At 72.6% G+C, this 23,523-nt stretch carries 22 protein-coding genes; 7 read left to right on the top strand and 15 right to left on the bottom strand.

Going from position 1 to position 23,523, the window contains the following annotated elements; all coding sequences use genetic code 11:
* Positions 1 to 23: 23 nt before the first annotated feature.
* From ABZ573_RS14450 to ABZ573_RS14505, 12 genes are all read right to left on the bottom strand, one after another.
* Complete coding sequence (locus ABZ573_RS14450) at positions 24 to 1,001, bottom strand: ABC transporter permease (protein ID WP_151455105.1); 978 nt, start codon at positions 999 to 1,001, stop codon at positions 24 to 26.
* A complete protein-coding gene (locus tag ABZ573_RS14455) occupies positions 998 to 1,939 on the bottom strand; it encodes an ABC transporter permease (protein ID WP_151455106.1) in 942 nt (313 codons plus the stop codon). The genes ABZ573_RS14450 and ABZ573_RS14455 overlap by 4 nt, the downstream gene beginning before the upstream one ends.
* A gap of 142 nt (positions 1,940 to 2,081) precedes the next feature.
* Positions 2,082 to 3,656, bottom strand: coding sequence for an ABC transporter substrate-binding protein (locus tag ABZ573_RS14460; protein ID WP_151455107.1), 1,575 nt, complete (start codon positions 3,654 to 3,656; stop codon positions 2,082 to 2,084).
* 141 nt (positions 3,657 to 3,797) lie between these two features.
* On the bottom strand, positions 3,798 to 4,979 hold the full coding sequence (locus ABZ573_RS14465; protein ID WP_151455108.1) for a lipid-transfer protein: 1,182 nt from the start codon (positions 4,977 to 4,979) through the stop codon (positions 3,798 to 3,800).
* Between the two features lies 1 nt (position 4,980).
* A complete protein-coding gene (locus tag ABZ573_RS14470; protein ID WP_225852247.1) occupies positions 4,981 to 5,406 on the bottom strand; it encodes a MaoC/PaaZ C-terminal domain-containing protein in 426 nt (141 codons plus the stop codon).
* Positions 5,403 to 6,530, bottom strand: a complete 1,128-nt coding sequence (locus ABZ573_RS14475; protein ID WP_151455109.1) for an acyl-CoA dehydrogenase family protein — start codon at positions 6,528 to 6,530, stop codon at positions 5,403 to 5,405. The genes ABZ573_RS14470 and ABZ573_RS14475 overlap by 4 nt, the downstream gene beginning before the upstream one ends.
* Entirely contained in the window at positions 6,530 to 7,549 is a 1,020-nt protein-coding gene (locus ABZ573_RS14480) for a MaoC family dehydratase N-terminal domain-containing protein (protein WP_358118445.1), read from the bottom strand. The genes ABZ573_RS14475 and ABZ573_RS14480 overlap by 1 nt, the downstream gene beginning before the upstream one ends.
* A complete protein-coding gene (locus tag ABZ573_RS14485) occupies positions 7,546 to 8,730 on the bottom strand; it encodes an acyl-CoA dehydrogenase family protein (protein ID WP_151455111.1) in 1,185 nt (394 codons plus the stop codon). The genes ABZ573_RS14480 and ABZ573_RS14485 overlap by 4 nt, the downstream gene beginning before the upstream one ends.
* A gap of 57 nt (positions 8,731 to 8,787) precedes the next feature.
* Positions 8,788 to 10,485 (bottom strand): AMP-binding protein, encoded by a 1,698-nt coding sequence (locus ABZ573_RS14490; protein ID WP_358118448.1) that lies wholly within the window; start codon positions 10,483 to 10,485, stop codon positions 8,788 to 8,790.
* 91 nt (positions 10,486 to 10,576) lie between these two features.
* A complete protein-coding gene (locus ABZ573_RS14495) occupies positions 10,577 to 11,737 on the bottom strand; it encodes a CaiB/BaiF CoA-transferase family protein (RefSeq protein ID WP_358118450.1) in 1,161 nt (386 codons plus the stop codon).
* Positions 11,734 to 13,371, bottom strand: a complete 1,638-nt coding sequence (locus ABZ573_RS14500) for an AMP-binding protein (RefSeq protein WP_358118452.1) — start codon at positions 13,369 to 13,371, stop codon at positions 11,734 to 11,736. The genes ABZ573_RS14495 and ABZ573_RS14500 overlap by 4 nt, the downstream gene beginning before the upstream one ends.
* Positions 13,372 to 13,445: 74 nt before the next feature.
* Positions 13,446 to 15,023, bottom strand: a complete 1,578-nt coding sequence (locus ABZ573_RS14505) for an ABC transporter substrate-binding protein (RefSeq protein ID WP_358118454.1) — start codon at positions 15,021 to 15,023, stop codon at positions 13,446 to 13,448.
* A 543-nt stretch (positions 15,024 to 15,566) separates the two neighbouring features.
* On the opposite strand from ABZ573_RS14505, the gene ABZ573_RS14510 reads away from it, so the two are divergent.
* The 6 genes from ABZ573_RS14510 to ABZ573_RS14535 are packed head-to-tail and all read left to right on the top strand — an operon-like array spanning position 15,567 to position 20,569.
* The gene (locus ABZ573_RS14510) at positions 15,567 to 16,214 is read left to right on the top strand and encodes a PaaI family thioesterase (RefSeq protein WP_358118456.1); all 648 of its coding nucleotides are present in this window, start codon (positions 15,567 to 15,569) and stop codon (positions 16,212 to 16,214) included.
* Complete coding sequence (locus ABZ573_RS14515) at positions 16,211 to 17,086, top strand: SDR family oxidoreductase (protein WP_358118458.1); 876 nt, start codon at positions 16,211 to 16,213, stop codon at positions 17,084 to 17,086. The genes ABZ573_RS14510 and ABZ573_RS14515 overlap by 4 nt, the downstream gene beginning before the upstream one ends.
* Positions 17,083 to 18,231 (top strand): TIGR03617 family F420-dependent LLM class oxidoreductase, encoded by a 1,149-nt coding sequence (locus tag ABZ573_RS14520; RefSeq protein WP_358118460.1) that lies wholly within the window; start codon positions 17,083 to 17,085, stop codon positions 18,229 to 18,231. Before ABZ573_RS14515 ends, ABZ573_RS14520 begins: the two co-directional genes overlap by 4 nt.
* On the top strand, positions 18,228 to 19,124 hold the full coding sequence (locus ABZ573_RS14525) for an LLM class F420-dependent oxidoreductase (RefSeq protein ID WP_358118462.1): 897 nt from the start codon (positions 18,228 to 18,230) through the stop codon (positions 19,122 to 19,124). Before ABZ573_RS14520 ends, ABZ573_RS14525 begins: the two co-directional genes overlap by 4 nt.
* A 52-nt stretch (positions 19,125 to 19,176) precedes the next feature.
* Positions 19,177 to 19,695, top strand: a complete 519-nt coding sequence (locus ABZ573_RS14530; protein WP_358118464.1) for a nuclear transport factor 2 family protein — start codon at positions 19,177 to 19,179, stop codon at positions 19,693 to 19,695.
* A gap of 4 nt (positions 19,696 to 19,699) precedes the next feature.
* Entirely contained in the window at positions 19,700 to 20,569 is an 870-nt protein-coding gene (locus ABZ573_RS14535; RefSeq protein WP_151452844.1) for a TIGR03619 family F420-dependent LLM class oxidoreductase, read from the top strand.
* 48 nt (positions 20,570 to 20,617) lie between these two features.
* Here the strand turns inward: ABZ573_RS14535 and ABZ573_RS14540 are convergent, their stop codons facing one another.
* Genes ABZ573_RS14540 through ABZ573_RS14550 form a run of 3 tightly spaced genes read right to left on the bottom strand, consistent with a single transcriptional unit; the run spans position 20,618 to position 22,841 of the window.
* Positions 20,618 to 21,448: an SDR family oxidoreductase gene (locus ABZ573_RS14540; protein WP_358118466.1), complete on the bottom strand. Its 831-nt coding sequence runs from the start codon at positions 21,446 to 21,448 to the stop codon at positions 20,618 to 20,620.
* Positions 21,445 to 21,921 carry a nuclear transport factor 2 family protein gene (locus ABZ573_RS14545; RefSeq protein WP_358118468.1) on the bottom strand — a complete coding sequence of 159 codons (477 nt, stop codon included), beginning with the start codon at positions 21,919 to 21,921 and terminating at the stop codon, positions 21,445 to 21,447. Before ABZ573_RS14545 ends, ABZ573_RS14540 begins: the two co-directional genes overlap by 4 nt.
* Entirely contained in the window at positions 21,918 to 22,841 is a 924-nt protein-coding gene (locus ABZ573_RS14550; RefSeq protein ID WP_151452847.1) for an NAD-dependent epimerase/dehydratase family protein, read from the bottom strand. Before ABZ573_RS14550 ends, ABZ573_RS14545 begins: the two co-directional genes overlap by 4 nt.
* A gap of 205 nt (positions 22,842 to 23,046) precedes the next feature.
* Here ABZ573_RS14550 and ABZ573_RS14555 point away from each other — a divergent pair, with 205 nt between their 5' ends.
* A complete protein-coding gene (locus tag ABZ573_RS14555) occupies positions 23,047 to 23,508 on the top strand; it encodes a hypothetical protein (RefSeq protein WP_151452848.1) in 462 nt (153 codons plus the stop codon).
* The last annotated feature ends 15 nt before the right edge of the window (positions 23,509 to 23,523 follow it).

The raw sequence follows: 23,523 nt of genomic DNA on the forward strand, positions 1-23,523 counted from the left end.
GCTCCTGGTGGGGGCCGGGCCGGTCAGTTGCCCGACCGGGTGCGCACGAGGGCGCGACGGACACCGTCACCGACGTAGGTGAAGGCGAGGACGGCGAGGAAGATCATCACGCCGGGCGGCCAGACGAGGTACGGCGCGAGGCGCATGTTCGAGGAAGCCGTCGAGAGCATCGAGCCCCAACTGGCCGTGGGGGCCGTGACGCCCAGCCCGAGGAAGCTCAGGCTCGCCTCGGCCGCGACGGCGCTGCCCAACGACACCGAGATGACGAGGATGATCGGCGGCAGCACGTTGGGCAGCACGTGCCGCACCGCCGTGCGCAGGGTGCTGCAGCCCAGGGCGATCGAGGCCTCGATGTAGGTCTCGTGCCGCACGTCCATCGTGCCGGCGCGGGCCACCCGGAAGAAGCGCGGTGCCATGACCAGGCCGATGGCGAGCATCGCGTTGGTGATGCCGGAGCCGAGGACCGCGACGATGGTGATGGCCAGCACGAGCGACGGAGCGCTCATCAGCGCGTCCATGATGCGGGTGAGGATCGTGTCGACCCAACCGCCGCGGTAGCCCGCGATCATCCCGAAGGGCAGGCCGAGCACGAGCGCGACGGCCGAAGCCTGCAGCGCCGCCCAGAGCGAGACCCGCGCCCCGAAGATGAGCCGGCTCAGCACGTCCCGGCCGTAGTCGTCGGTCCCCAGCCAGTGTTCGGCATTCGGCGGCTTGAGCCGCTGCAACAGGTCCTGCACGTCGGGGTCGTACGGCGCCAGGGCCGGGGCGAAGATCGCGATGAGGGTCAGCACGAGCAGGAAGACGCCGGCCACGATCGTCGCGGGGCGACGCACGATGCTCCCGAGGATGCCGGGGGCGGCGACCGGCTCCGGGGCACCCGTACCGGTGGCCGCCGTGGGCACCTCGGTGAGGACGGTCTCGGTGAGGCCGTCGCCGGGCACGCCGACGTCGGGTGATTCGCTCCCCGGCACCGGGGACGCGGGGGGCCGATTCGTGCTCATGACCGCACCTTCGGGTTGAAGTAGCCGTAGGAGATGTCGACGATGAGGTTGACGAGCACGACGATCGTGGTGCTGAAGAGGACGAAGCCGAGCAGCACCGGCACGTCACGCCCCTGTACGGCCTCGACGGCGGTGCGCCCGAGACCCGGCATGTTGTAGATCATCTCGATGGTCACCGACCCGGCGAGGACCTCCGCGACGCGGAAGCCGAGGACGGTGATGACGGGGATGCACGCGTTCTTCAGGGAGTGCTTGAACACGACGCTGGCGCGCGACAGCCCCTTGGCCTCGGCGTTGAGGATGTAGTCGGTCTTCATGACCTGCCCGAGCGCCGAGCGCAGTTGCAGGGTCACCTCGGCGGCGGGGAGCAGACCGAGCGCGATGCCCGGCAGGATGAGGTGCGAGAGCCACGGCCAGAAACCGGCGGAGAGCGGTTGGTAGCCGAAGGCCGGAAACATCTGCAGCCCCACCGCGAAGACCGAGGCGAGCACCAGGCCGAACCAGAAGCCCGGGATGGCGATCGAGATCGAGGCGAACCAGTTGACGACCCGGTCGACGATGCCGCCGGAGCGCAGCGTGGCCACGAGCGCCAGGATGGTCCCGAGCACGACGGCGAAGATCATCGCAACGAGCACCAGCGACATCGTCGTGGCCATCCGCCGGGTCAGCAGCTCGGTCACGGTCTGGTCCGAGAGGAAGGACGTGCCGAGGTCGCCGCGGACGACGTCGCCGATCCACATGAGGTATCGCAGAAGGACCGGATCGTTGAGGTTGAGTTCCTCGCGGATCGCCTCGACGCGTTCCGGGGTCGGTTCGTCACCGGCGAGGACGGCGGCCGGGTCCCCTGGGGCGAACTCGATCAGGACGAACACGAGCAGCGGGACGACGAACAGCAGGGGTATTGCCGCGAGTAGTCGCCTGCCGGCGTAGCGGAGCATGTCCTACCTCGACTCTGGGCGTGGTGCCTGGGACTGGCCGGTCGCGCGGCCTGGGGCCGGGCGGGGCCGGTGAGGTGTCGCCGCCGGCCCCCACAGCGGGTGGGTCCGGCGGCGACACCACCGGGTGGTCAGGAGCGGACGGTCACTTCTTGACCGCGATGTTGCGCAGGTCCCAGATGCCGATGTTCGACATCGGGATGTTGTCGAAGCCGACGACGTTCTCCTTCGCGACGGTCGCGTTGGTCTGGTTGCACAGCGGCACGTACCAGGCCTGTTCGAGCGTCGTCTTCCAGATGTCCTGGTACAGCGGGGCGCGCTTGTCCATCGACAACGCGGGGTTGCCGGCCTCGGCTGCCTTGGCCGCGACGAGCGAGGGGTCCGCGGCGAGCTTGTAGGTGTTCAGCAGGTAGGTGTTCACCGTCGCCGCCGGGTCGGCCTTCGGGCTCCACGACGTGGCGACCATCATCTCGAAGTCGCCGGCGATGAAGCGCGGCTCGTTCTCGGTGTTGGGCACGGGGTTGAGCGTCGCGTCGATGCCGACGGCCTTCAGCGACGCCTGCACCACGTTCGCCGGCTGCTCGGCGTTCGTGCCCGCGGCGAAGGTGATGGACACCTTGGCGCCACCGGCCTGCTGCACCAGGGCCTTGGCCTTGTCGACGCTGAACTCGTACGGGTAGGTGTAGTTCGGGATGCGGCTCGGGTCCGTCTCGCCGACGAGCTGGCGCGTCGGCGTGCAGTAGCCGCTGAAGAGTGCGCTGATCGCCGCCGGGTCGACCGCGTGGGCGATCGCCTGGCGGACCTCGGGCTTGGCGACGGCGCCCTTGTTGGCGCGCATGTAGACGCCCACGAGGTTCTTGAACTTGACCTGGTGCTGCTGCAGGCCGCTGCCCGTGGTGACGATCTTCTCGACCGTGGCGATCTCACCGGCCGAGCTGAGCGGGGCCAGGTCGACCTGGCCGCTCTGCAGACCGTTGAGGCGGGCCGCGGCGTCGGGCACGCGCTGCAGCTCGATGCCGCCGAGGCGTCCGACGTTCGGGTCCCAGTAGCTGTCGGCCCGCTTGAGGACGAGCTTCTCCTGGGGCACGAGCTCGGTGGCGATGTACGGGCCGGAGCCGGCGTTGCCGGGCTTGTTCTTGATGTCGACGCCGTCGGTGATGGCCTTCGGGCTGACCATCATGCCGGCCGTGCCGGTGAAGGACGCGGGAAGCTGGACGCCCTTGCCCTTGACCAGCTTGAGGCGCACGGTCGTCTTGTCGACGACCTCGACCGACTCGATGTCGGCGAGGTCGCCCTTGAGGGTCGAGGTCGCGAGGGTCTTGCCGCGCTCGATGTTGACCTTGACGGCCTCGGCGTCGAACGCCGTGCCGTCGTGGAACTTCACGTCGTCACGCAGCTTGAGCTCGAGGACGCTGCCGTCCTCGACGAAGTTCCACTCCTTGGCCAGGCCCGGGACGATCTTGTCGTCCTTGTCGAGCATGGTCAGCCGGTCCCAGACGAGGAACAGGTAGCCCCAGGCGCCGTAGCTCGTCTGGGCGGCCGGGTCGAGGTCGCGCAGCGGACCCGCCGACGCGAACTTGAGCACGGCCGAGGTGTCGATCTCGCCCTGGCCAGCGCCGTTGGTGCCGGAGCTCTCCGGTGAGCTGCAGCCGGCCACGGCGAGGGCCCCGATGGCGATCAGCGCGACCACGCGTCGCCTGGTCTTGTTCTTGACGCCCATTCTCATCCTTCCAAACACGAGCCGAATCGCTCCGGCCGATCGAGAGGTGGTGTTGTCCCCCGACGGCTGCCCGGCGGGATCGGTGGGATCGGTGGGTCGATGCGATGTCTTCGGGGTGTGTGGGTGCCGGCCGCCCGCGGGTCAGCCCTCCGCGGAGAGGATCAGTGCGCTGGTCGGGACCCCGACGCCGGCCGTCACGAGGACGTTGCGTACGCCGTCGGGCTGGTTGGTCGAGGTCCCCCGGACGAGGCGGACGCCCTCCGCGACGCCGTTCGTGCCGTGCAGGTAGGCCTCACCGATCTGGCCACCGTGGGTGTTGGTCGGCAGCGACCCGGTGACCTCGAGGTTGCCGTCGGCGATGAAGTGCCTGGCCTCACCGCGACCGCAGAAGCCGTACTCCTCTAGCTGGTGGAGCACGTACGGGGTGAAGTGGTCGTAGAGGATCGCCGCGTCCATGTCGGCGGGTCCGAGGCCCGACTGGGCCCACAACTGTCGGGCGCAGAGCTCGACCTCGGGGATCCGGGTCAGGTCCTCGCGGTAGTAGCTGACCATCTGGTACTGGTCCGGCCCCAGACCCTGGGCCGCGCCGACGATGTAGGCCGGGGTGGCGGGCAGGTCCTTGGCGCGCTCGGCGCTGACGACGACCATCGCCTGGCCGCCGTCGGTCTCCTGGCAGCAGTCGAACAGGTGCAGCGGCTCGGCGATCCAGCGGGAGGCCTGGTGCTCCTCAAGGGTGAGCGGCTTGCCGTGGAACCACGCCCTGGGGTTGTTCGCGGCGTGCTTGCGGGCGAGCACGGCGACCCGGCCGTAGTCCTCGCTGGTCGCGCCGTACTCGTGCATGTAGCGACGGGCGAACATCGCGGTGTGCTGGGCCGGGGTGAGCAGGCCGTACGGGTTGACCCAGGAGCGGTACTCGTTGTCCGAGGTGGCCTGGGTCTTCGCCGGCGGCGGCCCCTGCCCGAAGCGGACGCCGGAGCGCTCGTTGAAGGCGCGGTAGGCCACGACGACGTCGGCGACGCCGCTCGCGACGGCCATGGCGGCCTGCTGGACGGGGGCACAGGCGCCGCCACCGCCGTAGGGGATCCGGGAGAAGAACTTCAGCTCGGGGATGCCCAGGCTGCGGGCGACCATGTTCTCCGGGTTGGTCTCCATGGTGAAGGTCGTCATGCCGTCGACGTCGGCGGGGCTCAGGCCCGCGTCGGCCAGGGCGGCCGATACGGCCTCGACGGCCAACTGCAGCTCGCTGCGGCCGGAGTCCTTGGAGAACTCCGTCGCGCCGATGCCGACGATCGCGGTACGCCCCGACAGGAAGTTGGACGTCACGTCACTGCTCCGTTCCGCGGGGCAGGCGCACGGTCACCTCGGAGACGGCGTGCGCGCCCTTGCTGTTCATGCCACGCACCGCGACGCGCACGGTGTCCTCCTCGACGCCGACGACCTCTCCGGTCAGCCGCATCACGTCACCCGGGAAGTTCGGCACCCCGAGGCGGGTGCTCAGGCGCACCATGCGCGCGGCGGGGCCGGCCCAGTCGGTGACGTAGCGGCCGACGAGCCCGTTGGTGTTGTTGATGCTCATGTAGGTGTCGGGGGTGCCGCGACGTTCGGCCTGGGCCGGGTCGTGGTGCACGTCCTCGTAGTCGCGGGTCGCGAGGGCGCCGGCGACGATGAGGGTCCGGGTCAGCGGGATCTCGAGCTCCGGCAGCGTGTCGCCGACGCTCACCTGCGCGATGGTGATCTGCGTGCCGCTCACAGCTGCTCCCCCGCGTCAACGAGGTCCGCGAGCTGCTGCAGGTGCCAGGCTCCCGAGCCGGCGGTGTTGGCCAGCTGGGTGGTCCAGAGCATGTAGCGGTGGATCGGGTAGGTGACGTCGGCGCCGATGCCGCCGTGCACGTGCTGCACGGTGCGCGCGACGCGGTCGCCCGCCTCGGCGGCCCAGTACTTCGCGACGTGTACGGCCGCGCGGGGCGGCCGGTCGGCCGTCTCGCGCCAGAGCGCGTTGAGGTAGGTGACCTCCATCGCCTCGGTGTCGATGTGGCAGTCGGCGATCTGGTGGGCGACGGCCTGGAAGGTCGCGATCGGCACACCGAACTGCTCGCGCCCCGAGGTGTAGTCGGCGGCCTGGCGCACGGCGGCCTGGCTGACGCCGCTCTGCAGGGCGGCCACGGCGATCCAGACCTGGCGCAGCAGCCAGTCGATCCGGTCCTCCCCCGGGCCCTCGGCGAGCGGCTCCGCGGCGGCGCCGTCGAGGTGCACGTCCGAGGCGAGCCCCCGGTCGGTGCGCTCGAAGGTGTCGCGGCGCACCCCTCCGCCGGTGGTCGGCACGAGGTAGAGCCCGACCGTGCCCTCCTCGTCGGTGGCCGGGACGACGATCGCGTCGGCGAGGTGCGCCGAACGGACGCCGACGGCGGTGCCGCTCAGGGTGACCCCCGCACCGCCGAGCCCGGTGCCGGACCGCGCGCGGACGCGGGCGCCGTACGGCCGGGCGTCGGCCAGGTCGTCGACGGCCACGGTGAGGACCGCGTCCCCGGCGGCCACGCGGGGCAGCCACTCGGCCTGCTGCTTGGCGTCGCCGTAGCGCACCAGCGGCAGGACGCCGCCGACGAGGGTCTCCCACAGCGGGACGGTGCCCAGCGTGCGGCCCTGCTCGACGAAGACCCCGGCGACCTCCCACAGGCCCAGCCCGGCGCCGCCGTGTTCCTCGGGCACGAGCAGCCCGAGGACGCCGGACCCGGCCAGGTCGCGGTACAGGACGCGGTCGAAGCGGTCCGGCCCGGCCTCGACGTCGAAGAGGCGCTGCGGGTCGCCGTTGCGCGAGAAGACGTCGCGCGCCAGGTCGTTGACCGTGACCTGGTCCTCGGCGAGCTGGAAGTCCATCAGTTCTCCTCTCCGGCGGGCTCCGATGCGGAGGTCGCGGCCCGGAAACGCGGCAGGGTGACGTTCTCGTCGTAGTCGAGCCAGTCGACCTGCACGGGCATGCCGATCTCGACCTCGTCGGCCTCCCCGACGAAGTCGGCGACGAGACGCGTGCCCTCCTCGAGGTCGACGAGCACGACGGTGAGCGGGTAGTCGTACCCGGGCGCCTTCGGGTGGTGGCTGACGACGTAGCTGTGCACCGTGCCGCGTCCGCTCGCCTCGACCTCGTGCCACGCGTACGAGTGGCAGGAGGGGCAGATCGGGCCGGGCGGGTGGCGCAGCGTGCCGCAGTCGGTGCAGGCCTGGATGACGAGGCGACGCTGTGCGGCGGCCTCGAACCAGAAGGCGTTGTCGCGCAGGACGAACGGCTTGTGCCGCAGCGCCGGGTCGGCGGCGGCCGGTGCCGGGGGCCTGGCGCGGGACGGGTCGAAGCGCAGGATGCGGAAGCGCTGGCGGGCCACGACCTCGTCGTCCTGGTCGGTGTAGGTGCGCAGCGTCGTGATGAAGTGGCCGGTGCCCAGGCCCGTGGTCTTGCGCGGCGAGACGTCCTCGATGACCGTCGTCATCTTGATCTCGTCGCCCAGGCGCAGCTCGCGCACGTACTCGTGCTCGTCGTTGGTCGCGACGACCCCGACGAAGCCGGCCTCGGCGAGGAGCGCGAGCAGCTGGGCCATGGGGGTGTCCGCCGTGGCGCCCGCGGCGGCGGCCGTGTGGGCCCGGTAGCCGACCATGAGCCAGGTGGACAGCATCGGCGGCGGCGCGACGACACCCTCGCGGCCGGTGTCGCGGGCGGCCCGCTCGTCGACGTAGACGGGGTTCTCGTCGCCCATCGCCTCGACGAAGTGGCGGATCATCGCCTGGTTGACGGCGTCCTGGGCATGGCGGGTGGGCGTGGCCTCGAGGCCGACGAACTCGCGCAGGCGGGCGAGGAAGGCGTCCTCGTCGGTGGCGGCGGCCGGGGTCCGCGTCGTGGTGCTCATGCGGACCGTCCCTTCCTCGGCATGCCGAGGCCGGCGACCGCGATCATGTCGCGCAGCACCTCGTTGGTGCCGCCGCCGAAGGTGTTGATGTAGGAGCCGCGGGTGTAGGCCTCGAGCTGTCCGCCGAGGACGGCGTCCGGGGCGCCGGGTCGCCGGGTCGCGCGGGGCCCGACGACGGAGACGAGGTTGCGGCAGACCCGGTCGTGGGTCTCCGTGCCGTAGACCTTGGCGACGGACGCGGCGGCGGGGGCCGGGTTCTGGCCTTCCCCGACGACGGCGATCTTCCAGTTGAGCAGGCGCATCGCGGTCAGCTCGGCGTAGTCGCGGGCCAGCTCCGTGCGCACCCACGGCTTGTCGAGTACGCGGACGCCGTCGGCGTCGGGCTCGGCGGCCCACGCGGCGACGTCGGTCCACAGCTGCTCGGTACGCCCGCCCATGGCGGCCAGCCCCACCCGCTCGTGACCGAGCTGGCCGGTGATGAGGCGCCAGCCGCCGTTCACCTCGCCGACGAGGGCCTCGGGACCGACGCGTACGTCCTCGTAGTAGGAGGCGTTGGTGTGGGTGATGCCGCTGGTGGCGATCGGCGTGCAGCTGAAGCCGGGGTCCGAGGTCGGCACGATGAGGATGGTGATGCCCTTGTGCTTCGGGGCGGCGGGGTCGGTGCGCACGGCCATCCAGACGAAGTCGGCCTGGCTGACGCCGCTGGTGAAGACCTTCTGGCCGTTGACGACCCAACCCCCCTCGGGCGTGGCCTCGGCCCTGGCCTTCAGCGAGGCGAGGTCGGTGCCGGAGCCCGGCTCGCTGTAGCCGATGGAGAAGATGACGTCGCCGGTGAGCATGCCCGGCAGGTAGGTGCGCTTCTGCTCCTCGGTGCCGTAGCGCATGAGCATCGGGCCGATGTTGTTGATGGTGACGAAGGGGAACGGCGCCTGGGCGCGGTTGATCTCGTCGAAGAGGATGTACTGGTCGAGCGCCGGGCGGCCCTGGCCGCCGTACTCCTTGGGCCAACCGAGCCCGAGCAGGCCGTCCCTGCCGATCTGACGGATGATCTCGCGATAGGCCGGCCGGTCCTCGTTGGTGCCGCCCAGCGCCTCGCGGACCTCGGGCGTGAGCAGGCGCGCGAAGTAGGCGCGCAGCTCCCGGCTCAGCTCTCGATGCTCCGGGGTGTACTCCAGGTACATGGATGTCCTCTTCTCGGGGCGTGGGGCGCCCGTCGGCGTGCCGGGCGGGCCGGCGGGTCAGGTGGCCGGCAGGAGCGCGGTGCGCCCGTTGTCGGCGAACTGTTTCTCGAGGTCCTGGACGTCCGCCGCCGTGAGCGGGCGGTACGCGGTGGACGCGCCGTCGCGGACGTAGACGGGATCGGTCGTGACCCAGGCGGCACGGCGCAGGACCTGCTTGGCGACCTTGCTGTTGCCCGTGGTGGGGATCTCGGTGACGATCCGCACGAAGCGGGGCCGCCACTTGGTGCCGAGGTCGGCCTGCGCGTCGAGGAAGGCGGTGAACGCCTCGGGGTCGAAGCTGGCGCCGTTGCGCAGTTGGAGCGCGCACATGACCTGGTCGCCGGTGCGCGGGTCGGGCACGGCGAAGACGGGGGCGACCGCCACCCGGTCCCAGCGCTCGATGATCCGCTCGGCCGGTCCGGCGGCGAAGTTCTCGCTGTCGACGCGGATCCAGTCCGAGGAGCGGCCGGCGAAGTAGAAGTAGCCGTCGGCGTCGCGGTACGCCAGGTCCCCGGACCAGAAGTCCTCGCCGCGGATCCGCTCGGCGGCGGCCTCGGGGTTCTTGTAGTAGCCCTCGAACCGGGCAGCCATGCCGACTCCGACGAGCTGGCCGATGGCCTCCTCGGCGTTGACGAGCCGTCCGGTCCCGTCGAGCCTGGCCGGCGGGCACTCCAGGCCGGTGGCCTCGTTCATGACCTTGATCTCGGCGCCCGCGACGGCCACGCCGAGCGCCTCGTCGGGGGTCCCCGGGGTGCGGTTGATCCGCATGACGCCCTCGCTGGAGCCGTAGCCCTCGGAGATGACGGCGCCGAAGCGCTGGGTGAAGCGGGCGATGTCGGTGGCCGAGGCCTCGGTGCCGACGGCGCGACGCAGGGTGCTCGTCGCGTCGCGCGGGTCGACCGGCTGGGCCAGGACGTAGGCGAGGGCCCGGCCGACGTAGTTGAAGTAGGTGACGCCGTGCTCGTGCACGTCGCGTACGAAGCCGGACGCGGAGAACTTGCGGACCATGCAGATCGTCGCGCCGCAGACCATGGCGGGCCCGAGGTTGAGCATGACGGCGTTGCCGTGGAACAGCGGCATCGACAGGTAGCTGACCGAGTCGCGGGTCAGCTCGGTGCGGGCCAGCAGCGCCTCGGAGACCGCGGCGAGGCGCCCGTGCGAGCAGATGACCGCCTTCGGGGCCCCGGTCGAGCCCGAGGAGAACAGGAGCAGCAGGTTGGCGCCGGGGTCGACCGCGTCGACGGGCACCGGCGCGCCGGCGTGCCGGGCCAGCCAGGCGGCGTACTCCGGGGAGTCGGTGTTGCGCACCTGCTCGGCGGGGATGCCCAGGTCGAGCCCGTTGACGAGGCCGGCGAGGCGGTCCTCGGTGATGAGCACGTCGCAGTCGGTGTGCCGCACGTCGTGGGCCAGCTCGGCGCCGCGTCGGGTCGGGTTGATCCCGACGACGGTGGCGCCGGACAACGCCGCCGCGCAGATCCAGTACACGTGGTCGGGGGTGTTCTCCAGAAGCACCCCCAGGTGCAGCGGCCTGCCTTCGGGCCGGGGCACCTCGGCCAGGGCGGCGGCCCGGTCGGCGGCTTCCTGCACGACCTGGCCCCACGTGATGGTGCGGCCCTCGAAGAGGAGGCCCGGGTGGTCGTCACCCGTGCGCCCGCGCACGATGTCGCCGAAGACGGCGGGCCCCGAGGTCCGGGCCACCGAAGTCTGAGTCGTCATTGACGTCGCTCCGTCTCGTTCGTCGTCGAATGCGGACCAGCGGCAACAAGCAAGCGCTTGGTCGAGATCGTAAGGTGGGGTGTGACGCAGGTCAAGGCCTGGACAGGGCTTCCCACGGGCTGGCCCCGGCGAGCGCCGAGCGCACCCGGTCGGTGTCCTCACCACGGCGGCGCGGGGCCCGCGGGATCCCGGCGGGCGTCCGCGAGAAGCGGGGCACCGGGGCCGGCTGGGCGACCCCCTCGACCTCGACGACGGCGCGCCGGGCCCGCACCTGCGGGTGCCCGGCCGACTCGGCGACGTCCAGCACCGGGTGTACGCACGCGTCGACGCTCCCGAAGACGCCGGTCCACTCCTGCCGGGTGCGTCCGGCGAAGACCTGCGCGATCCGCCCGGCCCAGCCGGCCCACCCCGACTCGTCGAACTGCCCCGGCCCGTCCTCGGGATCGAGGCCGAGGGTGAGCAGGAACGTGCGGTAGAACTTCGCCTCGATGGCCGCGACGGACATGAACCTGTCGTCGGCGGTGCGGTACACCCGGTAGAAGTGCGCCCCGCCGTCGAGGTAGTTCGTCCCCCGGGTGAGGTTCCAGGCGCCCCGCCCGAGCATCGAGCGGATGACGACGGTGAGCAGCCCGCTGCCCTCGAGCATCGAGGAGTCCACGACCTGCCCACGCCCGGAGGAGACGCGCTCGTGCAGGGCGGCCAGAACGCCGAAGGCCAGCACCATGCCGCCGCCGGCGAAGTCGGCCAGGTACATCGGCGGCACGACGGGGCCCTGCTCGGGCAGGCCGATCGTGTCGAGCACGCCGGAGACGGCGATGTAGTTGAGGTCGTGCCCGGCGGCCGAGGCGAGCGGGCCGTCCTGGCCCCAGCCGGTCATCCGCGCCACGACGAGGCGCGGGTACCGCTCGGTGAGTTCGGCCGGGTCCAGGCCGAGACGTTCGAGCACCCCGGGACGGAACGGGTCGAGCAGCACGTCCGCGTCGGCGAGCAGCCGGTGCACGAGCCGCCGGTCGGCCTCCGACTTCAGGTCGAGCGTGACGGTCGTACGGCCGCGGTCGATCGCGTTGACCTGCGCGCGCTCCCGCCGGTCGGGCTCGCCGGGCGGGTCCACCCGCACGACCTGCGCACCGAGGTCGGCGAGCATCATCGTCGCGAACGGCACCGGCCCCTGCCCACCGAGTTCGACCAGGCGCAGGCCGGCCAGCGGCCCCTCGGACCGCGGGCCGGTGACCGGGCCGGGGGCGGCACTCACGCCTGCTCCCCGGCGCCGGCCGGGACCGGGCCGGTCACGGCGCGGGGGTCCGTGCTCCACGTCCGCGGGGTCACGCCCTCCTCGCGCAGGACCCGCTTGAGGACCCGCCCGACGGCGTTCTTGGGCAGCTCGGCGCGGACCTCGATGTGGGAGGGGACGGCGTACCGCGGAATCCGCGGGTGCAGCCACTCGAAGAGCTCCGCGGGGTCGATCCGGGCGCCGGGCGCCGGCACGACCGTCACCTTGAGGTCGTCCTCGGCCAGCGGGGAGGGGACCGCGTGGACGGCGACCTCGCCGACGGCCGGGTGGGCCGCGACGATGCCCTCGATCTCGAAGCTGGAGATGTTCTCGCCGCCGCGGCGCAGGTAGTCCTTGCCGCGGTCGACGAAGTAGAGGTAGCCGTCCTCGTCGAGACGGCCGTAGTCGCCGCAGTGGAACCACAGGCCCCGGAAGACCTCCAGGGTCTTCTCCGGCTGGCGCCAGTAGCCGTTGAACATGATCGCCGGGCGGGTGGGGCGGGCGACGATCTCGCCGACCGCGCCGACGGGCAGCGGGTTGTCGTGCTCGTCGACGATGCGCACCTCGAAGGAATCGTTGATCTTGCCGGCGGCCCCGGCGCGGTAACCCCCGGGCGGGGTGAGCGTGATCAGGCTGGCCTCGGTCAGGCCGTAGGCGCCCGAGCCGACCCGCTCCACGCCGAACCGCTCGGTCCAACGGGCGGCGAGGTCGGCGGTGACCGGCGAGCCGGACACGACGCGCAGCTGGCCGAAGGCCTTGCGGGCGGCCTCGGACTCGGGGGCGCCGGCGATCATCGGCAGCATCGAGCCCATGAGCGCGGCCATCGTCGCGCGGGAGCGCAGGATCTCGCCCCAGAAGCCACTGACCGAGAAGCGCCGCGCGACGTCCATGGCCGAGCCGATCTGGAGCGAGCCCATGACGTGCCCGACGGCGGCCATGTGGAACAGCGGCATCGCCGACCAGAGGACGTCACCGGAGTGGCGCTCGAGGTTCTCGCGCATCTGGCGGGCCATGTTCGCCACGTAGCCGTGGCTGACCAGGCACGCCTTGGACGGTCCGGTCGTGCCGGCCGTGTAGATGAGGTGGCTGGTGGCGTACGCGTCGAGGTCCGGGGTGGTCGTCACCGCCGAGCCCTCGGCGACGGCGGTGTCGAAGTCGACGACCTCGGTGGCCCAGGCGGGCACCGGGCCCGAGGAGGGCCGGCCGGCCACGGGAGCGCCGACGAGGACCGGCGCCCGTAGCCCCGTGCCGACGAGGGCGTCGTCGAGGACGGGCACGAACTCGTCCTCGACGATCATCGCGACCGGGTCGGCGTCGAGCACCTGGTGGGCCAGTACGGGGCCGCGGTTGCTCGTGTTGAGCGGGACGACGAAACCGCCGCAGAGCGTCGTCGCCCACCAGGCGAGCAGGGCCAGACGGCCGTTGCGGGCGAGGACGACGACCCGGTCGCCGGGAGCGACGCGGTCGGCGAGGAACCCGGCGAGGCGACGCGACGCGGCATCGAGCTCAGCCACGGTGAACGGGGTGCCGGCGAGGGTGAGGGCGAGGTTCGGCTGTTCGTCGAGCAGGCGGGACAGGGCGGGCAGGAGGGGGGTGGCGGCGGTGGGACGGGTCACTGGCTCTGGCTGCCTTTCTTCGGGCCGGCCGGTCGGGTGGGCGACCGGCCGGCCGGCGGGTGGGGAGCTGGCGCTCAGCCCTTCGTCATCGCGACGGTGCGCAGGTCGAACAGGCCGAGGTTGGTCCACGGCAGCTGCTCGGCCCCGACGACCTTCGGGGAGGCGATGGTGGCGCTGGTGAGGTTGCAGAGCGGGATGAACCACGCCTCGGTGAACAGCCGCTCCCACAGTTGGTGGTACTGCGTGGCGCGCTCCCCCACGCTGGAGCGGGGGTCGGCGGCCCTGGCCGCGATCGGGGCGATGGTCCCGGGGTCGGTGGCGAGCTTGTAGTTGCCGGTGAGGTAGTTGTCCACCGTGCCCGCCGGGTCGAGGCGCGGGTTGAAGGTGTTGGACACCTCGAGTTCGAAGTCGCCGGCGATGAAGCGGGCCTCGGTCTCGGAGTTCGGCGTCGGGTTGAGCTTCGCGTCGATGCCGGCCTGGGCCATGGCGGCCTGGATGGCGGTGGCGGGCTGCTCGGTGTTGGTGCCGGCGGAGAAGGTGATCGACACCTTGGCCCCGCCGGCCTCGGCGATCAGCGCCTTGGCCTTGGCGAGGTCGAACTCGTACGGGTAGGTCGCCGCCGGGTCCGCCCACGGGCTGTCCGGATAGATGCTGCGGGTGGGCGTGCAGGTGTCGGCGAAGAGGGCGCGGATGGCGGCCGGGTCGACCGAGCGTGCGATGGCCTCACGGACCCGCTTGTCCTTGAGGTCGCCCATGTCGGCGCGCAGCAGGATGCCGAGGACGTTGCGGAACGGGCGGGTGGTGACCTTGAGCTGACCGGCCTCGCCGAGCTGGCGGGCCTGGACGACCTCGTTGGCCGAGGAGACGAAGCTGAGGTCGGTCTGACCGCTGACGACGCCGTTGAGTCGGGTGGCGCCCTCGGGGACGCGGGTGATCTCCATCCCGGCGAGGCGCCCCGCGTTCGGGTCCCAGTAGGCGCCTTCGGCGCGCTTGACGACGTACTTTTCGTTGGGCACGAACTCGGTGGCGACGTACGGGCCCGAGCCGGCGTTGCCGGGGGCGCGCTTGAGGTCGACGCCGTCGGCGATCGCCTTGGGCGAGACCATCATGCCGGCGGCGGTGGCCAGGGCCGAGGGGAGCACCGCGCCGGTGCCCGGCGTGAGGTTGAGGCGCACGGTGTGCGCGTCGACGACGGTGACGCCGGTGACGGCGGCGAGGTCCTGCTTGATGGTGCTCGTCGGCAGCGTCTGGCCGCGCTCGATGTTGACCTTGACGGCGGTCGCGTCGAAGGGCGTCCCGTCGTGGAAGGTGACGTCGTCGCGTAGGGCGAGTTCGAGGTGGGAGCCGTCCTTGGCGTAGGTCCACGAGGTCGCCAGGCCGGGGACGATCCCGTCCCTGGAGTCGACCATGGTGAGCCGGTCGTAGATCAGCGTGAGGTAGGGGTAACCGCCGGGGGCCGGCTGGGCCGGGTCGAGGTTCTGGAACGGGGACGAGGCCGTGACCCGCAGGACGGCGTCGGGGTCGATCTCCCCCGTGCCGGCACCGGTGGCGCCGGGGCTGCTGGTCGGGGTGCCGGAGCAGGCTCCGAGGGCGAGGGTGGCGAGCAGGCTGGTGGCGACGGCGAGGCGTCGGTGGTGCGGGAGGCGGGACAAGGTGCTCCTTTCCTGACCTGCCGCTCCGAGCCGGGAGCGGCTCCGCGGCCGGCGGCGGGGTCCCGGGTGCCCGGGGCGCGGCCGGGGTGCCGGCGGGTCGTTCGGCAGTGGCCGCGCGGGCGCGGTGGTCACGGTGGGTGGTGGATGGCGTCGGCGGCGTGATGCCCGCCTGGAGCTGCTCGGCGCGCGGCGTCCCCGAGGCTGCCGACATGCGGCGCCCCTCGCGAACCAACCAAGCGCTCGATTGGGACGGTAGGGGCAGGCTGCGGGCGCGTCAATGGGCGGACGCCCGCCGCGACCCACAAAAGGACGCCACCGCGACCCACGGCCGGACGCCACCCGCGACCCACGGAGGGACGCACCACCCACGGACGGCCGCCACCGCAGCCCACGGAGGGACGCCGCCGCGGCCCGCACGGACGGACGCCGCCGCGACCCGTGGGGGCGACGCCGGGGCGCAAGCGTTGCCAGCGCGCCACCGGGTCGCTAAAGTGCGATCAAGCAAGCGCTTGGTTGCCCTGACCGGCCGAAGGAGTCCGCCCGGTGGAAGCCACCCTCGCCACGGCACAGCCCCGCGACACCGGCATCGACGCCGTCGCCTCAGCCACCCGCCGGCTCGTCGACGCGATCACCCGCGCGGGCGGGGCCATCGACGCCGACGCCGACCGGATCGTGGCCGACCTCGACGGGCTCACCGCCCGGATCGACGCCCATGCCCCGGACCTCTCCGAGCGGATCGCGACGATGTGGCGCCAGCCCGGCCCGGGCCGTTTCGACCCCGCCGGCGGCACCGAGAACCCGCTGTCGCCGCCGGTGAGTCTCTGGGTCGAGCCGGACGGCTCGCTGCGCGGCGAGGTCACCCTGCGGCTGGCCTTCCAGGGACCTCCGGGGCACGTGCACGGCGGCACCTCGGCCATGCTCATGGACCACGCCCTCGGCATCGCCAACGCCCGCGCCGGATACGCCGCGGTGACCGTCGGGCTCGACGTCTCCTTCCGCGCGGCCATCCCGATCGGCTCGACGATCACGATCCTGGCCCGGCACGACGGGCGCGACGGGCGCAAGGTACGCAGCTCCGGCGAGCTGCGCGTCGGGGACCTCACGTGCGTCACGGCCACCGGCACCTTCGTGCTGATGGACGACCCGTCGACGCGGGACATGTTCCGACGAGACTCGAGGGAGCAGGGATGAGCACGAGTCCCGACCCGACCAGCGCCCCACCCGGTCCGCTCGCCGGCCGCGGTGCCCTCGTCATCGGCGGGGGTGGCGGCTTCGGCCGCGCCATCGCCGCCGTGCTGGCCGCCGACGGGGCCGCCGTGACGATCATGGGGCGCACCGAGGCCACGCTGCGAGCGGCGGCCGCGACGATCGCCGCAGCCGTTCCCGGGGCGCTGCCGGTGCGGGTCAGCGTCGGCGACTCCGCCCTCGATCAGGACGTGGCCGCCGCGGTGCGCGTCGCCGACGAGACCCCGTTGGCGGCCGTCGTCACGACCGTCGGCGGCGGCACCTTCCGCCCCGTGCTCGCCCTCGACGCCGAGACCCTCGAGTACGACTTCCGGCGCAACGTCACGACGGCGCTGCACGCGATCCGGCACGGCGGACAGGCCCTGGCCGCGCGCGGTGGGGGCTCGATCGTGTGCACCTCGTCGAGCGCGGGCGGGCACTCCTTCCCGTTCATGCCGTCGTACTCGGTGAGCAAGGCCGCGCTCGAGGCGCTCGTCCGGGTCGCCGCCGACGAGCTCGGCCACCTCGCGGTGCGGGTCAACGTCGTACGCCCCGGCATCGTGGCCACCGACGGGAAGAACCCGGGCCTGCTGCTGGCCGACCCCGAGCTGGCCGCCGCGACCGTCGCCGAGAAGCCCCTGTCGCGAGTCGGACGCGCCGAGGACGTCGCCGCCGCAGTCCGCTTCCTGTGCGGCCCCGAGTCGTCGTGGATCACCGGCGCGTGCCTGCCGGTCGAGGGCGGGGCGCACCTGCGCCGCGCGCCCCGACTGGAGAAGCTCGCCCGGATCGTCGGTGGCGACGAGGTCGTCGACGCCGCCCTGGCGGGCCGCATCCCATGACGGCGGCACAGGTGCCCGCCACCCGGATGGAGCTGGCCACGACACTGCCGCCGACGACGGCGCTGCGCGAGGTGCCCGCGGTCGCGGCGCGCATCGAACGGCTCGGCTTCGACACCGTGCACGTCCCCGAGACGACGCACGACTCCCTGGCGGTCGCCCTGCTCGCGGCCGAGCACACCAGCTGGATCACCGTACGCACCAGCATGACGCTGGCCTTCCCCCGCAGCCCGATGGTGACCGCGTACGCCGCGTGGGACCTCGCACGGTTCTCCGAGGGTCGCTTCCAGCTCGGGCTGGCCACCCAGGTGCGCGGCAACATCGTCGGCCGCTTCTCGGTGCCGTGGGACCGGCCGGCCGAGAACCTGCGCGACTACCTCGCCTCGATCCGGGCGATCTTCGCCGCGTTCGCCACGGGCGGGCCCCTGGAGCACGAGGGCAGCCACTACCGCTTCACCCGGCTCCAGCCCTACTTCAACCCCGGCCCGCTGTCGACCGCGGCCCCGGCGCTCTACACCGGCGGGGTCAACCGGCGCGTCTGCGAGGTGGCCGGCGAGCTCGCCGACGGCTTCGTCACCCACGCGACGAACTCGCACCCGAGCCACCTGCGCACGGTCGTGCTCCCCGCACTCCGCGCCGGGGCCGAGCGCGCCGGACGCGCCCGGATCCCGCGGGTCGTCGTCGTCTCCAAGTCGATCACCGGTCCGACACCGGCCGCACTCGCCGCGAGCCGCGACTCCGCCCGCCAGGAGCTGGCGTTCCTCTTCTCCACCCCGGCCTACCGGACGACCCTGGACCGGCTCGGCCTGGGCCGGGTCGGCGAACGGCTCGCCGGGATGGCCGCCTCCGGGCGCTGGGCGGGACTCGCCGACACCCTCGACGACGAGACCCTGGCCACGCTCATCCCGCACGGCACCTACGCCGAGCTGCCGGACGTGCTCGAACAGGCCTACGGCGGGCTCGCCGACGGGCTCGGGCTCGGGCTGCCGCTCGACCCGGCCGACGACGAGGACTTCGGCGCGCTGCTCGAACGCCTCCGGCGCATCCCGACGAGTACCGCGACCTGCGACCCGCCCGCGACCGGCGGCCCCAGCGACGAGGCCACCGGCGCGACGCGCGGCGGCGCCGGATCGGAGACCCTGTCATGACCGCACGCGTCGGGCTGCTCACCCCGGTCGTCGTACAGCATCCGCGCACCGCCGCCGCCTGGGAGCGGGACGTCCTGGCCGGCCCCGACGTCGGCGGTACGCTGCTGGCCATCGCCCGCGCCGCCGACGACCTGGGCTACCACCACCTGACGTGCAGCGAGCACGTCGCGGTGCCCGCCCCGATCGCCGCCGAGCGGGGCGGGACGTACTTCGACCCCGTGGCCACGCTGTCGTTCCTCGCCTCGGCGACGCGCCGCGTCCGGCTCGCGACGAACGTCGTCGTCATCGGATACCACCACCCGCTGGCCCTCGCTAAGACCTACGGCACCCTCGACCTGCTCAGCGGCGGGCGCGTCATCCTCGGAGTCGGCGTCGGCAGCCTCGAGGAGGAGTTCGACCTGCTCGGCGCCGAGTTCGCCGGGCGCGGCGCGGTCGCGGACGAGGCGATCGCGGCCCTGCGCGCCGCCTGGGGCAGGGCCGTGCCGCACCACGAGGGTCCCCGGTTCACGTTCACCGACTTCGTCGTCGAACCGCACGCGCCGCGCACCACGGTGCCGCTGTGGTTCGGTGGGCGCACCCGCCGCTCGCTGCGCCGTGCCGTCGCGCACGGCACCGGGTGGGCGCCGTTCGGCCTCGGGCCGCAGGAGCTGACCCGCCTGTGGACCTCCGTGGAGCGTCCGGACGACTTCGACCTCGTGCTGCAGATCCCGCCGCTGGACCCGCTCGGGGACCCGGACGGTTCCCGCGAGCACCTGCGCACGGCCGACGCCGTCGGGGCGACCGCGGTCAACGCCAGCCTCGTCGCCACCTCGGCGGCCCACCACCTCGCGCAGATGGCCGCGCTGCGCGAGCTCACCCCGGAACGCTTCGAGACGAACGCGGCCACGACCTGACCGGCCACCGGCCGGATCGACCCGCGAGAAGCCCGCTCGGAAGGAACCCACCATGACCGACTCGCAGCCCGACCGGCTCGCCCGGCTCGAGGCGCGCCTCGAGCAGGCCGAACGGCGCCTCGCCGCCGCCGAGGACCGGCTCGCCCTGTGGCAGATCGTCGCCAGCTACGGCCCCGCTGTGGACAGCGGCTCAGCCGAGGTCACCGCCCGGATGTGGACCGAGGAGGGCGTGTACGACACCTACCCGGTCGTGCTCGACGGCCGGGACGCGCTGCGCGCCATGGTGACCGGCGAGCGGCACCAGGCCCTGATCCACTCCGGCGCCGCCCATCTCATGGGCCTGCCGCACATCGTCGTCGACGGCGATCGGGCCGTCGTGACGAACTACTCGCAGCTCGTGCTCCACGCTCCCGACGAGAACGGCTACCGGATCTGGCGTACCGGCTCCAACCGATGGGAGTTCACCCGCACCACCGAGGGCTGGAAGGTGACCCACCGCTGGAACCGCCAGCTCGACGGCACCGACGAGGGCCGCGACATCCTCGCCCGCGCCGTCGAATCCGAGGCCTGAGGCCGTGCGCATCGGCCTAAGTTCCCCGGTCCTGGCCGACTCCGGACCCCGGCCCCCGTGGGAGGCCGAGGCCGGGGTCGCCGAGCTGCGGGAGGTCTTCACGACCGCCGACCGGCTCGGGTACGAGTTCCTCACCTGCCCGGAGCACGTCAGCGTTCCAGAAGGGCTGGCCCGGGGCGAACGCTTCTACGACCCGGTCGCGACGTTCTCCTACCTCGCGGCGATCACGGAGCGGATCCGCTTCCTGCCGTACGTGCTCGTGCTCGGGCTGCACCATCCGCTCGAGCTGGCCAAGCGGTACGGCACCCTCGACCACCTCAGTGGGGGGCGGGTCGTCCTCGGAGTGGGCGTCGGCAACCTGGAGGAGGAGTTCGCGCTGCTCGGGCGCCCGTTCGCCGACCGCGGACCACGGGCGGACGACGCCCTGCGGGCCCTGCGGGCGTCGCTGTCGGTGCGGCTCGCGACCTACCACGGGGAGTACTACCACTTCACCGAGCAGGTCGTCAGCCCGCACGCGGTCCAGGAGAAGGTCCCGATCTGGGTCGGTGGCCACAGCAGGCGCGCTCTCCGGCGCGCGGTCACCCTGGGCGACGGGTGGGCACCGGCGCCGGTGACGTATCGCGGTCCGGACCTGCGGACCCTGCCGCGGATGCTCGCCGAGCACGACCTGCCGGAGGGATTCGACGTCGTCATCACCCCGCCGGCCCGCCTCGACCCGACGGGCGACCCGGAGGCCGCGCTCGACCTCGTCGGCCGGATCGGCGAGGCGGGGGCCACCGTGGTCAACGTCGTCGTGCGGCACCGCGAGCTGGCCGAGTACCTCGACCAGCTCGCGGCGGCAGCCGAGCTCTTCGGCCTCGACCGCCGCGACTGAGCACGGCCGCCTGCGCCGGGACCCCCGCGTGGGTCCCGGCGCCCACGGTCAGGCCTCGTTGGGCATGTTCGACCAGCCCTTGCCGTCGACCCGCGCGTACCAGCCCGAGGCGGCCAGGGTCCCTCCGTCGACGGGGATGGTGTGCCCGGTGACGAAGCGGGCGTCGTCGCTGGCGAGGAACTCGACGACGGCGGCGTAATCGTCGGGCTCGCCGAAGCGCCCGACGGGGATCCACGTGCGGATGAGCGCCGGGTCTCGGCCACGCAGCATCGCCGCGGCCGGTGTCTGGGGCGTGTCGGCGAGGTCGGGCGCGATCGCGTTGACCCGCACCCCGTGGCCGGCGACCTCGACGGCGAGGCTCCGGGTGAAGGCGCTGACCCCGGCGTTGTAGGCGGAGTACGGGGCGCACGCCGGGATGCCCCGGAAGGCCTCGACTGTCGAGTTGTTGACGATGGCGCCACGGCCCCGCTCGACCATGCCGGGCAGCAGCGCGTGGGTCATCGCGAGCACGTGCCACAGGTTGACCTCGTAGAGCGCCTGCCACTGCTGCGGGTTCGAGTGCAGGAAGGTCCTGGAGGCCGGGCGGAAGTCGCCGACGTTGTTGACGAGCACGTCGACCCGCCCCGAATCGAGGGCCGACGCGGCGGCGACCGCGGTGGCGACACCGTCGGCGGTGCGTACGTCGGCGAGGACGACCTCGACCTCGCCGCCGGCGCCACGGATGTCGGCGGCGGTGTCGACGGCGGCCTCCCCGTCGATGTCGACGAGGACGACGCGGGCACCCGCGGCGGCGAGACGGCGGGAGATGCCGCCGCCGATCCCGCGGGCGCCGCCGGTGACGACCGCGATCTGGTCCTCGAGCCTGCGGGTGGCGCTCATCCGCCGGTCACTTCCTCGTCGGTCCTAAGCGCGGAGACGCGGTGGCGTTCGATCCAGTTGATCGTCACGGCGCGCCGCGTGAAGGCCCAGCCGTCGTCGCTGCGCGCGTACTCGTCGTCGTAGTGCAGGAACCAGACCAGGTCCGAGGGCCCTTCGCGGCCGGACAGCAGGTGGTGGGCCGTGCCGCGGACCCGGCCACGGGCCCCGGTCGACGTCGGCAGGTAGCGGGCCCCGGCCACGACGTGGGTCGTCGCCAGCGTCCCGGCGAGTGCCCCGAGCGCGGCCACGACAGCGGGGCGGCCGACGTGGGAGACGTGGGGGTCGAGGTGAGCCGGCGGATCGGGCACGACGAGGACGCCGTCCGGGACGAAGAGCGCGCCGACCGCGGCGGCGTCACGGTCGTCGGCGGCCGCCGCATACGTCTCGGAGAGTACGCGCAACGCGGTGAGGTCGGCCGCGTCGAGGCTGGTCACGACCTGGGAGCGGTCGCCGCGCGCACGACCTCGACGAGCTCGGCGGCGGCACGCTCGCAGTCACCGCGGGTGTAGCCGAGCAGTGCGGTCTCGGTCGGATCCGGTTCGTAGGCGAGAACGGTCCCGCGGCCCTGGACGATCATCGAGTCGGGCATGAAGGGGTGCGGCTCGTCGAGCTCGGCGATGGTGCGGTTGCCCCCGGCCGCGTCGACGAGCAGCTGGAAGAACTGCGCGAACGTGAGGTTGGCGTCACCGACGAGGTATGCCGCGCCCGCCGTACCGCGGTCGATCGCGCCGCCGATCGCCTCGGCCAGGGACCGGGCCGACATGTAGTTCGTGCCGCCGGCCGGTGCGTGGTCGGGGAACTGCGGCTCGTTGCCGGCCGCCCAGGACACCATGCGGCGGTAGCGCTTGGCCGTGATGCCGGGGATGGCACCGATGATCGAGGGCGGGTTGAGGGTGCAGACCGTGAAGGAGGCGTCCGCCAGCGCCCGGGCTCCCTCGTCGGCGTCGCGGCGGGCGGCGACGTAGGCGTTGGAGTCGGCCAGGTCGGGTCGCAGGTGGTGGTAGTAGCTGCCGATCTGGACGAAGCGGGAGACACCCGCGCTCTTGGCGAGCGCGGCGAAGGCCGGCACTCCCCCGCTCTGGGTCTCCTTCCAGAACTGGGTCTCGTCCACGTCGCGGGGCAGATGGCGCACGTCCTGGCCCGCGGCGAAGACGACCGCGTCGAAGGGGGCCAGGTCCTTGCGGGTGAACGTCTGGCGGGTGTAGTCCCCGACCAGGACAGGCAGGTCGGCGACGGGCGAGTCCGCGTCGACCGCTCCCCGGGCGGCGACGGTGACGTCGTCTCCCCGATCCCGCAGGTGGAGAGCGGCGTGGGCCCCGATCATGCCGGTTCCACCGACGACGAGCACCTTCATCGTGAGGTCTCCTTGCGTAGTGAGGCGACTCCCCGGCGCGCGTCTGGGAGCCAGCATGGCAGCTGAGCTTACCAACCAAGCGATAGGTTGGTTAGTGGTGCGGGTGTGCGCGCTGACGCAACAGCTGTGCACTCGCCCGTAAGGACAGCCGTGTGCCGCGGCGAGCATGCTCGTTCCACAACGTCCGCAACAGACGGAGGAACCCATGCGAGATCTACGGAGAATCCGGGTCCTGGCGACAGCCGCCGCAGTCGTCGCGCTGCTCACCGCCGCCGCGTCCCCGGCGCGGGCGGACACCACGCTGGAGGTGAGACCGGGTCTCAGCCCGTTCTTCTCCGACGGCAAGAACGGCAGCGGACCCCGGGAGTACGTGACCCGCAACCTGAGCACGGAGGCCCGCAACCAGTACCTGCGCAGCTGCAGGTCGGGCTACTCCTGCTACGCCGTGGGAGAGGGCGACGGTCAGCACACCTTCTTCGAGCTCTACTACTGCGACAATCGGAGTGTCACGAACTTCCTGGGCCGCGGCGCCGCCGTCAACCACCAGACGGACGAGGCGGTCGCGTACCTCCGCGACAGAGAAAGCGTGACGAGACAGGAGATCGACCCGGACAACATCCCGGTCTCCGTCGACTGGAACCCGATCTGGTACATCCACCCGTGCTGACCCGGTGAACGGGCC

Source organism: Micromonospora sp. NPDC007220 (assembly GCF_040634035.1).
Classification (GTDB): domain Bacteria; phylum Actinomycetota; class Actinomycetes; order Mycobacteriales; family Micromonosporaceae; genus Micromonospora; species Micromonospora reichwaldensis.